This window comes from Tritonibacter aquimaris, assembly GCF_009617595.1.
In the GTDB taxonomy this organism is placed as follows: domain Bacteria; phylum Pseudomonadota; class Alphaproteobacteria; order Rhodobacterales; family Rhodobacteraceae; genus Epibacterium; species Epibacterium aquimaris.
In genome coordinates, this window is record NZ_WIXK01000001.1 from 251,180 (window position 1) to 265,206 (window position 14,027).

The 14,027-nt window shown below is 57.0% G+C and carries 14 protein-coding genes; 5 read left to right on the top strand and 9 right to left on the bottom strand.

From position 1 onward, the window contains the following. Positions 1 to 12: 12 nt before the first annotated feature. On the bottom strand, positions 13 to 294 hold the full coding sequence (locus tag GG681_RS01200) for a hypothetical protein (RefSeq protein WP_153544257.1): 282 nt from the start codon (positions 292 to 294) through the stop codon (positions 13 to 15). 62 nt (positions 295 to 356) lie between these two features. On the opposite strand from GG681_RS01200, the gene prfA reads away from it, so the two are divergent. The 3 genes from prfA (at position 357) to GG681_RS01215 (ending at position 3,143) form a co-directional block, all read left to right on the top strand. Further along, positions 357 to 1,412 carry a peptide chain release factor 1 gene (prfA, locus tag GG681_RS01205; RefSeq protein ID WP_153544259.1) on the top strand — a complete coding sequence of 352 codons (1,056 nt, stop codon included), beginning with the start codon at positions 357 to 359 and terminating at the stop codon, positions 1,410 to 1,412. Next, entirely contained in the window at positions 1,409 to 2,245 is an 837-nt protein-coding gene (gene prmC / locus GG681_RS01210) for a peptide chain release factor N(5)-glutamine methyltransferase (RefSeq protein WP_153544261.1), read from the top strand. Before prfA ends, prmC begins: the two co-directional genes overlap by 4 nt. 226 nt (positions 2,246 to 2,471) lie before the next feature. Next, positions 2,472 to 3,143 (top strand): DUF4167 domain-containing protein, encoded by a 672-nt coding sequence (locus tag GG681_RS01215; protein WP_153544263.1) that lies wholly within the window; start codon positions 2,472 to 2,474, stop codon positions 3,141 to 3,143. Positions 3,144 to 3,196: 53 nt separating this feature from the next. Here GG681_RS01215 and GG681_RS01220 read toward each other — a convergent pair whose 3' ends face one another. The 7 genes from GG681_RS01220 to lptF form a co-directional block, all read right to left on the bottom strand. Next, positions 3,197 to 3,700, bottom strand: coding sequence for a GNAT family N-acetyltransferase (locus GG681_RS01220; RefSeq protein ID WP_153544265.1), 504 nt, complete (start codon positions 3,698 to 3,700; stop codon positions 3,197 to 3,199). Between the two features lie 3 nt (positions 3,701 to 3,703). Then, positions 3,704 to 4,549, bottom strand: a complete 846-nt coding sequence (rsmA, locus tag GG681_RS01225; protein ID WP_153544267.1) for a 16S rRNA (adenine(1518)-N(6)/adenine(1519)-N(6))-dimethyltransferase RsmA — start codon at positions 4,547 to 4,549, stop codon at positions 3,704 to 3,706. A gap of 75 nt (positions 4,550 to 4,624) precedes the next feature. Next, on the bottom strand, positions 4,625 to 5,611 hold the full coding sequence (pdxA, locus tag GG681_RS01230; protein WP_153544269.1) for a 4-hydroxythreonine-4-phosphate dehydrogenase PdxA: 987 nt from the start codon (positions 5,609 to 5,611) through the stop codon (positions 4,625 to 4,627). Then, positions 5,608 to 6,858 (bottom strand): peptidylprolyl isomerase, encoded by a 1,251-nt coding sequence (locus GG681_RS01235; protein ID WP_153544271.1) that lies wholly within the window; start codon positions 6,856 to 6,858, stop codon positions 5,608 to 5,610. Before GG681_RS01235 ends, pdxA begins: the two co-directional genes overlap by 4 nt. Further along, on the bottom strand, positions 6,843 to 8,996 hold the full coding sequence (locus GG681_RS01240; protein WP_153544273.1) for an LPS-assembly protein LptD: 2,154 nt from the start codon (positions 8,994 to 8,996) through the stop codon (positions 6,843 to 6,845). The genes GG681_RS01235 and GG681_RS01240 overlap by 16 nt, the downstream gene beginning before the upstream one ends. Position 8,997: 1 nt before the next feature. After that, positions 8,998 to 10,101 (bottom strand): LPS export ABC transporter permease LptG, encoded by a 1,104-nt coding sequence (gene lptG, locus GG681_RS01245; protein WP_153544275.1) that lies wholly within the window; start codon positions 10,099 to 10,101, stop codon positions 8,998 to 9,000. Then, positions 10,098 to 11,237, bottom strand: a complete 1,140-nt coding sequence (gene lptF, locus GG681_RS01250; protein ID WP_328593218.1) for an LPS export ABC transporter permease LptF — start codon at positions 11,235 to 11,237, stop codon at positions 10,098 to 10,100. The genes lptG and lptF overlap by 4 nt, the downstream gene beginning before the upstream one ends. Before the next feature lie 244 nt (positions 11,238 to 11,481). On the opposite strand from lptF, the gene GG681_RS01255 reads away from it, so the two are divergent. Then, positions 11,482 to 12,954, top strand: a complete 1,473-nt coding sequence (locus GG681_RS01255; protein WP_153544277.1) for a leucyl aminopeptidase — start codon at positions 11,482 to 11,484, stop codon at positions 12,952 to 12,954. A 5-nt stretch (positions 12,955 to 12,959) separates the two neighbouring features. Then, on the top strand, positions 12,960 to 13,418 hold the full coding sequence (locus GG681_RS01260; protein WP_328593219.1) for a DNA polymerase III subunit chi: 459 nt from the start codon (positions 12,960 to 12,962) through the stop codon (positions 13,416 to 13,418). Here the strand turns inward: GG681_RS01260 and GG681_RS01265 are convergent. Further along, positions 13,415 to 13,996, bottom strand: a complete 582-nt coding sequence (locus tag GG681_RS01265) for a retropepsin-like aspartic protease family protein (protein WP_153544279.1) — start codon at positions 13,994 to 13,996, stop codon at positions 13,415 to 13,417. The genes GG681_RS01260 and GG681_RS01265 overlap by 4 nt on opposite strands. Positions 13,997 to 14,027 lie beyond the last annotated feature (31 nt).

A 14,027-nucleotide genomic window follows, 5' to 3' on the forward strand; every position in this document is an offset into this window, starting at 1 on the left:
CCCCCTGCTGCGTCAAAGGCGCGGCAGGGTGGGCGCGCTGGATTGCAAAGACGACACCGCGCAGCCATCCTGCAGCTTGCGCCACATCGGCACATTCAGCGACATCTGACATTGCGCCATAAACAGCTTCCCATCCACATGCAGGCAGATGGTTTCGCCCAGCTCAATCCGTGCGCCGGATGCGTTGGTGCAATAGCATTCCGTGACTTTACCACCTGGCGAGGTCACATCAGCCAGAGCAGGCAGCGCCAGCCACGCTGATAAGATGTAAACAAGAACACTGGTATGTTGCATGCGCCTAGCATATCACAGAACGCATAGATTTTCACTCGCGCCTGACCATGAAAGCTGCCTGAATGATCCCCAATGAACGCCTGGAACAGATCCTGCAACGGTTTCAATACCTTGAAGCGGCTATGGCTGATGGCAGCAGCACAGAGGATATCGCAACGCTTGCCAAGGAATATTCCGACCTGCGCCCCGTCGCAGAGCAGATCATGGCCTACCGTCAGCTGAATGCGGATCTGGCTGAGGCTGAGGCGATGCTGGATGATCCAGATATGCGTGAGCTCGCCGAAGAGGAGCTGCCCACGCTGAAGGCCGCGCTTCCTGATGCGGAACACGCGCTGCAGCTGGCGCTTTTGCCCAAAGATGAGGCGGATGCCCGACCTGCCATTCTGGAAATTCGCCCCGGCACCGGTGGTGATGAGGCTGCGCTTTTTGCGGGTGATCTGCTGCGCATGTATATGCGTTACGCCGAAGCCCGCGGCTGGCGGGTTGAAATCATCGAAGAACAGGCAACAGAATTGGGCGGCATCAAAGAGGTCGTGGCCCATATCAAGGGTGAAAACGTCTTTGCCCGGATGAAATACGAAAGCGGCGTACATCGGGTGCAGCGTGTGCCCGCCACCGAAAGCGGTGGTCGCATTCACACCTCGGCGGCCACAGTAGCAGTACTGCCCGAAGCCGAAGATGTGGATGTTGAAATCAATGCAGCCGATATTCGCATCGATACCATGCGCGCATCCGGCGCGGGTGGCCAGCACGTGAACACCACCGATTCCGCGGTACGTATCACCCATTTGCCCACGGGGCTGATTGTAACGAGCTCTGAGAAATCTCAGCACCGCAACCGCGAGATTGCGATGCAGGTTCTGAAAACACGTCTGTATGATCTGGAACGACAGCGTATTGACAACGAACGCTCTGCCGACCGTGCGAGCCAGGTTGGTTCGGGTGACCGCTCTGAACGCATTCGCACCTATAATTTCCCGCAGGGCCGCATGACCGATCACCGCATCAATCTCACGCTTTATAAGCTTGATCAGGTGCTGCAGGGTGATCTTGATGAAACTGTTGATGCGTTGACCGCGGATGCGCAGTCACGCCTCATGGCCGAGATGGAGCAATGAGCACCGCCGCGCAAGCAATGGCAGAAGCCACCCATCGACTGCGCGCGGCCGGGGTCGGGGATCCTGCGCGCGATGCCCGTGTGTTGTTGGCCCATGCCGCAAAGATCGAAGCCAGCCGTGTCACATTGATTGCACCAGAAGAGCTGAGCGACGAGATCGCCGATCGCTATGAGCAGTTGATTGCGTTGCGTGCGATCCGCGTGCCGGTGTCGCATCTGATTGGTGAACGCGCCTTTTATGGCCGCCAGTTTAAAGTGTCGGGTGATGTGCTCGATCCGCGTCCGGAAACTGAAATCCTCGTCGAAGCCGCGCTGAGCGAACCTTTTAAACGTGTGCTCGATCTGGGGGTTGGGTCCGGCTGTATTCTGGTCAGCCTGCTTGCCGAACAACAAGACGCGCGTGGGCTTGGGGTCGATCTAAGCGAAGCAGCCTGTCTGCAAGCGAGCGCCAACGCGGTGTTGCATCACGTTGCCCCCCGGCTGGACATCAAACAATCCAACTGGTTTGAGGCAGTAGATGGTCAGTTTGATCTGATCGTTTCCAACCCACCTTATATTGCGCTGGATGAAATGGGCGGTCTCAGCACTGAGGTGCGCGAGTATGAGCCGGAAATGGCGCTTACAGATGGGGCAGATGGGCTGCAAGCCTATCGCCAGATCGCGGCTTCGATGATGGCATATCTTGCGGCTGGCGGTCGTGTGTTGGTGGAAATTGGCCCGACCCAAGGGGCCGCTGTATCAAAACTCTTTGAAGATGCGGGGCTCATTCAGGTGCAGGTCCTGCGCGATTTTGACGGGCGCGACCGTGTTGTCGGCGGAAAATCACCTCTATAAACTTGGAAACAGGGCAAAAACACGTATTTCCTGTGGGAAACTGGATAAAAGTGGCCGCACCCTCTTGTGTAAAGGGGAGTATCATGGTTACACATTGTATGTCGCCAGAGCGTGAGGAGCTCAGATCCTCTGCGGTGACATCAAGCCCAAAATCGTCGATGACCGCGCGCTTAGGCGCACATTGATAGGGTCTACGACTTAATGAACTAAGGCTGACGTTAGGCTTATGAGATCGTCTAAATCACGTTCGCGGTCGAAATCGAACCGCAACCGCCCCAATGGTGCAAATGTTGTCAATCGTGTGTTTGACAGCTCCGGTCCTGAGGGGAAGGTGCGGGGAACGCCGCAACAAATTATCGATAAATACAATCAGTTGGCGCGTGATGCCCAGCTCGGCAACGACCGTGTTGCTGCTGAAAACTTTCAACAACACGCGGAGCATTACCTGCGCATGTTGAATGAAGCCCAACGCGAAATTGAAGTGCGTCGGGAAGAGCAGGAACGCCAGAACCGTGAACGTCAGGCCGAGCGCGATCGTGAACGCGCCGAACGGCTGGAGCGTCAGGAGCGCGAAGCTGCTGCCAAGGCGAAAGCCAAGGCAGAAGAGGGCGACGATGCTGTGGTTGACCCGCTTGGAAACGGCGGCGATGAGGTTGGTGCTTCCAGTGGTCTGGTGGAAACACCCGAAGGCAATTCTGAGCCGGAAACAGTAAGCGAAGAGCCTGCTGAAAAGCCGAAGAAGGCACCCCAGCGCAAACCGCGTGCACGTAAAAACACCGATGGTGAAGACGCGCCCAAGCCGCGCAGCCGCCGCAAGCCCAAGGCCGAAGCTGCGGAGGAGCCTGCACAGCAGGATAATGAGCCTCCGGCAGATGACTCGGCGACTGCTGCGCAATAAGCCTGATTGTATCGTGAAAATGAAAAACCCCGCAGTTGCTGCGGGGTTTTGTTTTAGGCTGTGGCGTCAAAACCGGGGGCAAACCGGATTTCGCCCCAGGCTGTGCCGTCGTCAAACCGCAAGCCCTGTACATATTGCTGCGGCACATCCTGATAGGTGAGCCGGGCGTCGCTGACAAAGCCAAAGCGGCCATAGTAATTGGGATCGCCGACCAGCACACAACCGTCAGCGCCGCGCGCGCGTAACGCCGCAAGCCCAGCTTTGATGAGCTTGGATCCCAAACCTTTGCGTTGATGGTCCGGCGCCACGGAAATCGGCCCCAGCGCATACCACGCGCCCTCAGAGAGTTCAGCCGGTGAAAACGCGATATGCCCCAGCAGCGCCCCCTCACATTCGAGCACCAACGAGAGCGTCAAATCGCCGTCGCGCCGCAGCGCATTGACGATGTGTCCTTCGGTGCCTGAGGCATAGTCTACAGTGGCAAAAGCGGCCTGTGTCAGGTCAAAAATCGCCTGCTGATCGCGCTCTGTTTCGTCTCGGATCACGGCAGCGTTCATTGTTCACTCCAAAGGTTTCAAACTGCGCGCAAGGGCGCAGAAAGCCTCAAGATCAACACGTTCCGCGCGCTCGGTTGGGGCGATACCTGCTGCAGCAAGGTGGTCTTCGATATCGGGCGAAACAGATTTCAACGCCGCACGCAGCATCTTGCGCCGCTGATTAAACGCAGCCGCCACCACACGCGATAATGTGGCAGCATCGGCAGGGTAGCGCGGCTCAGGCAGGGCGGTTAGGTGCACCACCGCGCTGCTGACTTTGGGCGGTGGGGTAAAGGCACCGGGCGGCAATGAGATGGCAATTTTGGCCTCGGCGCGCCACTGGGCGAGAATAGCCAAGCGACCATAGGCTTTGCTGCCGGGTTTTGCCACAATGCGTTCAGCCACTTCGCGCTGAAACATCAAAGTCAGGCTTTGCCAGAACGGTGGCCATTCTTTTGGCGTGAGCCAGCGCACCAGCAGTTCGGTGCCCACATTATATGGAAGGTTCGCAGCCACCCGAATAGGCGGCGTGAGATGGCTGAGCGGGTCAATTTCCAGCGCGTCACCGTTGATCACTTCAAGACGGCCAGGATAGGCGTCAGAAATTTCTGACAGTGCGGCAAGGCAGCGGGCGTCTTTTTCAATCGCCAGGATTTTGCGTGCGCCTTCAGACAGCAGGCCACGGGTCAGGCCACCAGGGCCGGGGCCGATTTCCAGCACGTCACACCCGCTCAGATCTCCGGCCTGACGGGCAATCTTTGCGGTCAGGTTCAGATCCAGCAAAAAGTTCTGTCCCAGCGATTTACGTGCGGAGAGCTGGTGTTTGGCAATCACCTCGCGCAGCGGGGGCAGGGAGTCGATGGCGCTCATGGCGGTCCTCTTATGCTGCGCAATCCTTGTTGCGCAAAACTGAATGCGGCTGCTTAGGCGGCGGCTCGTCTCGGGTCAAGTGTTGGGCGCGCCACTCAAACCCATCTGCTGGGCAAGTTTCAATGCCTCAATCAGACTGCTTGGGTTGGCAATGCCCTGGCCTGCAATATCAAAGGCTGTGCCATGATCTGGGGAGGTGCGCACAAAGGGCAGGCCCAGCGTCACATTCACACCGCGGTCAAAATCAAGCGTCTTGATCGGGATCAGCGCCTGATCATGATACATGCAGATCGCCGCATCATAGGATCTGCGTGCGGCAGCATGAAACAATGTATCCGCAGGATATGGGCCGGTTACTGTCAGGTCTGGGCGCTGGTAGCTTTGGATCAGGTCGTTGATCCACAAAAGCTCTTCTTGCCCCATGGCACCGCCCTCACCTGAATGGGGGTTTAGGCCCGCAACCGCAATGCGCGGGTGGGCAATGCCAAACTGCTGGCGCAGTCCATTTGCAGTGATGTCGAGCGTTTCAAGCAGCACCTCAGGTGTCAGCGCAGCAGGGACATCTTTGAGTGCGATATGAATGGTGGCAGGCACCACCCGCAATTCTGGGCTTGCAAGCATCATCACAACCCGGTCGCGCCCGGCGAGATGGGCCAGAAACTCGGTGTGGCCGGGAAAGGCAAATCCTGCGCCGTCTTTCAGTGCCTTTTTGTGAATGGGGGCGGTGCAAATCGCAGATGCGGCACCGGATTGAACCAGCTGAACACCGGTTTCGATCGCCGTAATCACCCCAGCCGCATTGCGCGGATCCGCAGAGCCGGTTTCGATACCACCGGCAAAATCAATCTGCCACACGGGCAGGGCCTTTGCTGCAACCTCGCGCGCCTGCGCGAGGTTGCTAATTTTTTGAAACGGAGTGCCCTCTGGCAGGTGACGCATATCGCCGAGCCAGACAAACGGGCAGGTGTCGCGCAGCGCGCCCCAGGCCTTGGCGGCGAGCTCCGGGCCAATTCCACCCGGTTCACCACAGCTCAGCACAATGGGGCGATCAGCTTGTGTCATTCGACAATGCGCGCCTCGGAGGTCATTTGCGACAACAAGCTGTTGGCAAATGTTTCCAGCCGCTGCTGTGTCAGTGCATTCGCCACGGCTTCGCGGCTGACCCCTTCGCCAAGGTCGGCGGTACGGCCACACAGCATCAGCAGTGCCAGCGTCTGACCTTGATTGCGGGTCACATTGGTTGAGGTTTCGCCTGCGTCAAGCTTGGCCAGCTCCAGCGCGATATCATTTGGAATGTCGGCAGGGGGCAGGCTGTCGATGGTCAGCGCGCCTTCGGGGAACTTCTGAGCGACGCCATAAAGATCATCGCAGCTATCCACCGCATCGATCACCTTTTGCGCAGCTGCCAGCCCTTCAGCACTGCGCCCACCGGGCAGCAGCAGCGTGGCGTATTCGATTGCAGCATAGCTTTGCGCGCCACCTTCGACTTCGCGAATGCCGCGCATCTGGAAAATTGCAACCGCGCCCTGCAATGTCACCGGGGCTGAGATTTCACCGGTTTTCAGGTTCAACACGATGTCGCGCAGCTGTGGCGGCAGGTTGGTCAGCTCCATCCACGGCAGACGGCCACCATTGTTGCGGCTTTCTGCAGCGGAAACCTGACGGGCCGCGTTGGAGAAGGCTTCAAAACCACGCAGGCGCTGCACTTCTTCCATCAATGTTTCGACCTGCGCGGCGTTTTCCGGGGTCAGCGGTACAATCAGCTCTGACAGGGCAACCTGCACACTGCCGGTGCCCGAACGCCCCATCGCCTGATCGATTTCTGTTTCGCTCGGACGAGAGCGCGCCAAAAAACGTGCAGAGATATACTGGCGCCAACCAATACCAACACGGGTGAAATCACGCAGCGTTTGCGGATCAACTCCGGCCTGACCCAGCACGCCCAAAAACTCATTCAGTGACAGGTTTGTACGCTGCGCCAGCTCTTCCATGCCGGTCTGCACTTCTTCATCGGTCGGAACCAGACCCACTTCATCCAGCAAAGACAGCTTCAGGCGGTCTTCGATCAAAGCTTCGCGTGCCTGCGCCAGCGTGTCACCCTGACCACCGGTTACCTCAAGGAAACGCGCGCGCTGTTGCAGCTCATAGCCAGTGATGGCCTGATCGTTGACCCGAACAACCGGTGCAAACAGCCCCTGGGCAGATACAGTCACAGGTGTCAGTGCCAACGCAGAGACAGTCAGGACACAGCGCAAAAACGCCTTGGAGCCAGAGAAGGAAAAACGCGGGAAACTCAAGTATTTCTGCATGATCGCCTGTGCTTATTGTTGCCGCTTTTGACGGAAAACCCGTTTAGCGAAATGGTAAAGCCGAAATTTGTCGAAGGCTCAACACTTGTTGTCGAGGTATAGCGCCGATTTACCGAAAGGTCGACCGTCACACATTCATTCTTATACGCCAGCCCCATGCCGGCACGGGTGGCACGCCCATCAGAAACATCATAGCGCAGGTTCGCGCGGGTTTCCCAATTGGGGTTGATCTCATAGGATCCATCAAACCAGAATTCCGAGGTGGGATCATCGCGGTTTTCTTCGGGGTCAGTTCCAAGCCAAAGGTAACTGCCGCTGACTTTGGCTTGTTTATAGGTCACATCCCCGCGGAACTCTGCCTTGGAGAAATTGAGCGAGCCATTAAGCAAGCCGCGCGCGGTTAGGGCAATGCCCTGGTTGAGCTTGAGCTGCCCCGCCAGCAACAGGTCCGAAGAGGTGCCGCCAAGGCCGGAAGTTTTGGTGAAATCATCCTCGGCATCGCGGCGGATCACCTGGCCTAAGGTGGCAAAGGCTTCCCAGCCATTCGGTGCAAAATGCGCCCAGTTCACCCCATAGATAAACGACAGCCCATCTTCGCGTGTGTCTGCGGCAGGGAAGCGCGACAGAGACAGCAAATTGCCCTGATCGAACTCTACAAAATTGCTTTCCTCATTGGGTAGCGTGTCGCCCGAGATATTGGACCAGCTGAGCTGCACCACAGGTTCAAGATACTGCGTTGCGCCGTTTTGGGTGACACGGGTCTGGGGCAGGCTGAATTTAAGCGCAGTCTGCGGCACGACGCGCGCACTGTGCCCCGCAAAAATATTGTCGTCCTCAATGGCAAATTGATCAAAGGCCGCACCGACGCGCCACTCTGCAACAATACCATTGGACAGGTGCCAGTTCTGCAGCCAATTCACATCCAATGAAATGCGGCTCACATCGCGCCCATTGGTGTCGGTTGCCGTTGCATTCAGATCAGAGGTCCGCCGGTGGCTGCGGGTTTCAAGCCCTACACGCAGTTCACCGTTTTTGGCCCAATTGGGATGGATGCGACGTTCAAAACGTACATCAGCGATAATTGATGGGATCAGATCCTGCTCTTCGCTGTCGCGCAGAGATTTATAGTGGATCAGATTGCCTTCGACGTATTGGTTCCGCTCGATCTTGCTGATCGTTACCGAAGAGCGCAGACGGTCCACATCTGGCAAACCGTAGTCAGACACATAAGCGTCGTCGGAAACGGCGTTGAGACCAAATCTCAGCTTGTAGCCCTGGTTCAGCTGGAACTGGCCGTCTGCAAAGAGATAGCCGCGATCTTCGTCGCGTTGCAGGTCATCACGGGTATAGGCCCCTTCAATTTTCAGATCACCGCGCCGAAACGCCTGGCGATAGCGAAACTCCAAGGTTGCGGTCTTTGACGACAGATAGGGCGTCAGCGTCAGGTCTTTGTGATCGCCAAGCTTAAAGAAATACGGCGCCTTGATACCTGTTGCGAGATTGGAAGTGGTGCGAATGGAGGGCACCAGAAAGCCGCTCGCGCGGTCAAGCGTTGGATCTGGCAGGCGCAGAGCCGGAAAATAGAGGATGGGCACATCCCCCACGCGCAGTTGCGCGCTTTCCAGATACAACTGCTTTTCTTGTTGGTCATGGGTGATACGTTCAGCACGGATCTGCCACAGCGGTGCGCGCCCGTCATCGCAGACATGGCAAGAGGTCACCGCAGTCTTATAAAGCTGGGTGTAGCGGCCCTGCACACGCGTCATCTGCAGCGCGGCAAGCTGTACCTGTTGGCGAAACACCAATCGCGCCGATGTCAGAATGCCGTTTTTCAGGTCATTGTCGAGCTCGGCTGCATTGGCCAGAATGGTAATGTCGCCGTCTTCGTCGATACGAATAGGGCCTTCGATGTGCAGCTGGCCGTTTTCATTATCAAAAGTGATCTGTTTCGCAGTAATGCGGCGGCCGCCCTGAAACACTTCGACCTGACCGCTGGCCACCAGTTGACGTTCCGGGGTGATAAAAACCTGATCTGCAACCAAAATGGCCTGCGCGGGGCTGGTAGGGGCCAGTTGCTGCGCTGGAACCGCTGTTGCCATCCAAGGCAGCAGTACGCTCATCAAAAGGGCCTGGCGCATATTATCCGTCCTCAGCATGTAGTAAGAGCCCCAAAGTCAGCATAATCGACGCCACCGGTGGCCCCCAGGCTGCAAGTGCCACCGGGACCTGTCCGTTCTCTCCCAAGATCTGAGCAAAGTTGCGTACGAAGTAAAGCCCAAATCCCAACAGAACCGCAGCAAGCACGGCCATGCCGGTACCACCAAAGCGCGTATGGCGCATGGTGAACGAAGCACCAACCAGCACCATGGCAACCAAAAACAGTGGCCGCGCCAGTTCAACCTGAAACAGCACTTCATAGCGTTTGGTCGAAAAACCAGCCTCACCCTGATCGCGGATTGCGTCGGGAAGATTGTAGATCGAGATCCCCTCAGTCGCACCAATGGTGTCGCGAATACGATCTGAGGTTAGTGTTGTTGGCAATTCAAGCGTGTCATGTACCCGCGCTGCGGTTTCCGAAACAAACCCGGTGGTAAGTGGCCAAGCCTTGGCATTTTGCAGCACCCAGTGGCTGCCCTCAAGGATCGCGGTGTCGGCATTGATCCGTCGCTGTGGGCCAAGATCACCGTGGTATTCCAAGATGCTGACATCTTGCAAAATCACGTCTTCACCATCGCCCATATAGCCTTTGGCGTGAATGACAGACTGGCCATCAGGGGTGCCTTGGCGCAACCATAGCCCTTCGCGGCTTAATGAAAACGTTGCAGCGCCACCGTTGCGATAGCCGTCTGCAAGCTCTTTGTAACGATTGGCGGTTGCGGCCGCGATTGGGTTCAGCGTTGTCAGCGCAAAAAGACCAACAAGCGCCGCGACTACCAATGGCGGTACAAGCGCACGAATGCCCGAGCGCCCTGCAGCGCGGGTCACCACCAATTCGCTGCTGCGGGCCAGCCCCACAAACAAAACGATGGTTGTCAGGATCATGATCAGCGGCAGGAATTCATTATAGGCAGGTGCCACATTCAGCAGGGTCAAATTCATCAGCTGCGCAAAACTCAGATCCTGCGCGTCAAACCGCCGGATCTGCTCATTCAGATCGATCAGGCTCACCAACGTCATCAGCACTGCGCTGATGACCATAAGCCACTGAAAGAACCGTCGCGCGTAATAGAGATCAAGCTTCATGGTGCAGCCCCTCGCGAAGATCCACGCCGCAATCGGTTCAGATGGATCGGACGTGCGGAGAGTTTCAAAAACAAAGCCGAAATCATAAGCCCGAGCAGCGTCGGCAGATAGATCATTGGCCAGAGATCAGGGTCATCCAGCACAGGTTCAGAGACCACACCACGCAAGCCCTCAATCACGATCAATAGCACAAAGGCCAGCATTGCCTGTTTCCACACCCCAAAGCGTGAGAAATTGCCAAGCATCAGCGACGAAAACCCGATCAATGTGACTGCGATGCAAACCAGCGCGCGGGCGAAACGCAGATGCAGCTCTTCGGTTAGCGCGCCAAGGCTATGGCCGTCGGTTTGCACGATTTTGTCCTGCATCGTCATCAATTCGTGGCTGGGGATCTGGCGTACATTTCGTTTCTTACTTGAAGATTTATGCGCCAATGAGCTGATATCATAAGAAAAATCAGAAAACGCCGTGGTCGATAGCTTGCGCGTTTCACGGTTGAAACGCTGGGCCATACCGTTGACCATAATCAGATGGGTGCGGTCTTCATCACGCACCAGAAAGGCTTTGGCTCCGGTGTAGGTTACCGAAAACTCCGGATTGCGCTGGTCGGACAGAAACACATCGTTCAATGTGCCATCTTCGTCGATTTGGCGGATGTAAAACGTCACGCCGCGTGCGGGATGTAGAAAATCGCCCTCATTCAGGATCCGCGCGGTTACATTGCGCGCCACATCTGATTGGCGTTGTTCCAGCTGGGTGATCGACATCGGCAGCAGGAAATGTGTCAGAAGGATCATCATCGAGGCGCAAAACACCCCAAAGGCCAGCGCTGGGCGCGCCATCTGCCAGGGGCTGGTGCCAGTTGCACGCAATACCGTCAGCTCGCTTTCGCTGTTGAGCCGGTTGGTGACCCAGACCGTAGCAGCAAAGGCTGCAATTGGCAGTACCATTCGGATGAGGTTTGGGAGCGTAAGCGCTGAAAACTCAAGGAAAACCAGAACAGACTGCCCGTCTCCGATCAATCGATCAAACAGCACAACAGCCCGGTTTACCCAAAATACCGCCACCAGGATCAAGGCAAAAAAGCCAAAAAACAGCAGATATTGAGACAGCACATATCTGTCAAAACGTGACACGCAATCCCCCCAGATCCGCTCTCATTCAATTGCCGCGACCTTAGGGCATTTGTTGGCCGGGGAAAACTGCAATTTGTGTATACTCCCCCTTTGGTTAGCAAGATATGGCCTGTGCGCGCAACATCAGGGGAAAAATTGGACGCAAATACACGTCTGCGCCAAATGTCTCGTGTCTGGGGCCTAGTCAGCGCCCGGTAGGCAAGCTACCAGTAGTGGCAACACAATCTGCAACCAGGGAAGTTTCATGGGCAATTTGACAGTCGCACGCATTATCGATTTCGATGTAAAGACCATTTCCGACGTGACCGGCCGCCTGGCGGTTCTTGTTACGCCCGAAGGGGAACTGTCGCCTGCCGCCCGCAGCGCCAACCGCCTGTGCAAAGGCGCGCTGGCACGGATGGTCGAAGGCGACGGCCTGTCAAAAGCCAAAGCCGGTGATGTTGTGTCACTGCCATGGCCTGCCGGTCTTGATATCAAAGCGCTTGATGTTGTGGTGCTGCCCAAGCGTCCGTCACAATCTGAGCTGCGCAGCGCTGGCGCAAAACTGGCTGCGCGCGCAGGAGAAGCGGCGCTGACTCTGATGGCCGGGTCCCTGATCAAGGTCGAAGAGCTGGCGTTGGGTTTTGCCCTGCGTGCCTATTCCTTTGACGCGCATAAAACTGACGCCGAAGCCCATCAGCCCGAGCTGATCATCGCCCATAAGAAACCAACCGAGGTTCAGGGTGCAGTCGACACCGCGATGGCGCTGGCCGAGGGCGTTCATATGACCCGCGATCTGGTCAGCGAGCCTGCAAATGTGCTCACCACTACGGAATTTGCGAACCGTCTGGTGGAAATGCAAGAGCTGGGGCTCGAAGTTGAAGTGCTGGATGAAGATGCGCTCGAAGAGCTTGGTATGCGCACACTTCTTTGCGTGGGTCAGGGCTCTGACAGCCCATCCAAGGTTGTTGTCATGCAATGGAAAGGCGGTGCCGCGAGTGACGCTCCACTGGCGCTTGTTGGTAAGGGTGTGGTGTTTGACACCGGTGGTATTTCGTTGAAACCGGCCGCTGGCATGGAAGATATGACCATGGATATGGGCGGTGCGGGCACTGTTGCGGGCACGATGCGCGCGCTTGCACTGCGCAAAGCCAAGGCCAATGTTGTGGGTCTGGTGGGGCTGGTGGAAAACATGCCTTCGGGCAATGCGACCCGTCCGGGAGATGTTGTCAAAACCATGAAAGGCGACACGGTTGAGGTCATCAACACCGATGCTGAGGGCCGCCTCGTTCTGTGTGATGTGATGTGGTACGCGCAAGAGCGGTTTAAACCAACCGCTATGATCGATCTTGCCACCCTGACCGGTGCGATCATCATTGGTCTTGGTCACGAAAACGCGGGTGTCTTTTCTAACGATGATGCGTTCTGCAACAGCTTCCTTGCGGCGGCGTCCGCCGAAGCAGAAGGCGCATGGCGGATGCCGCTGGGCTCCGCTTATGACAAGCTGCTGAAGTCCAACGTTGCCGATATGAAAAACATCGGCGGTCGTCCGGCAGGATCGATCACCGCGGCGCAATATCTGCAACGGTTTGTACAAGACGGCACCCCTTGGATTCACCTCGATATCGCAGGTGTGGCATCTGTGGCCTCTGGCACCGAGTTCTCGCCCAAAGGCGCAACTGGCTGGGGTGTGCTCGCGCTGAGCCGCCTGGTTCAGGACAACTACGAGGCAGAGTAATCACCGTGGGGGCCGCCTATTTCTATCACCTGACCCAGCGCCCGCTTGAAGAGACGCTTCCTGTGCTTCTTGAAAAGGCGCGGGGCGCGGGCTGGCGTATTGCGGTACGCGGGCGCGCGCCGGATCGCCTGGCGTGGCTGGATGATCGCCTGTGGCTTGGCCCAGAGGAGGGGTTTTTACCCCATGGTCTGGCGGGTGGCCCCCATGATGCTTTGCAACCCATTTTGTTGACGGCCTCGCCCGAGGCCGCCAACGATCCCGCCTGTGTGATGGCCATTGATGGCGCTGATATCAGCCCGGATGAGGTGAACGCGCTGGAACGGGTCTGCATCTTGTTTGATGGCACCGACCCTGAGGCGGTGCAGCAGGCGCGGGTGCAGTGGAAAAGCCTCACCGGGGCGGGCTGTTCGGCGCAATATTGGTCCGAAGAAAGTGGCCGCTGGGAGAAAAAGGCCGAGAGCTAGCGCGTCAGCACCAGCTCATTTTGGCGGATTTCAACACTGGACCAGAGCTGCAGATAGCCCATCCCCAAAAGTGAGCTGTTCAGATCACCCTCATTGACCCAGGCGCGCACGTTTTGGTCACTGAAACCGCCAACTGCTACGCTATCAAGGCGAACCGCTGCGGTGCGCACTTCGCCATTCGCAGTCTGAGCACGGCCAAGAAACACCAGCGTTTCCGGCTCAATCCCAATGCGCTCTGCATCGCGCAGGGTTAGCACCATCTGCGTGGCACCGGTATCCACCAGAAAGGTCACCGGGGTGCCGGACACGTCAAGCGTCAGGTAGTAGTGCCCATCATAAGAGCGTGGAACGATCAGGCTTTGGCCGTCAGAGATCACCGCATTTGAGGGCACAAGCTCCCCGCGTACATCTTCCCATAAACCGTATCCCGCAATGGCCCCAAGGAAGATAAAGGCCCAGATTGCAAGGCTTTGCACGGTTTGGTTCAGGTTCTGGCGATTTTGCGATAAGAACCAGCCCAACACAGCCACCAGCAAGATGACAAAGTAAATCAGCTGGGCGATATCAAATGATTGCATGAATGCCTCCTTGGACAAAAGATAGGCACCC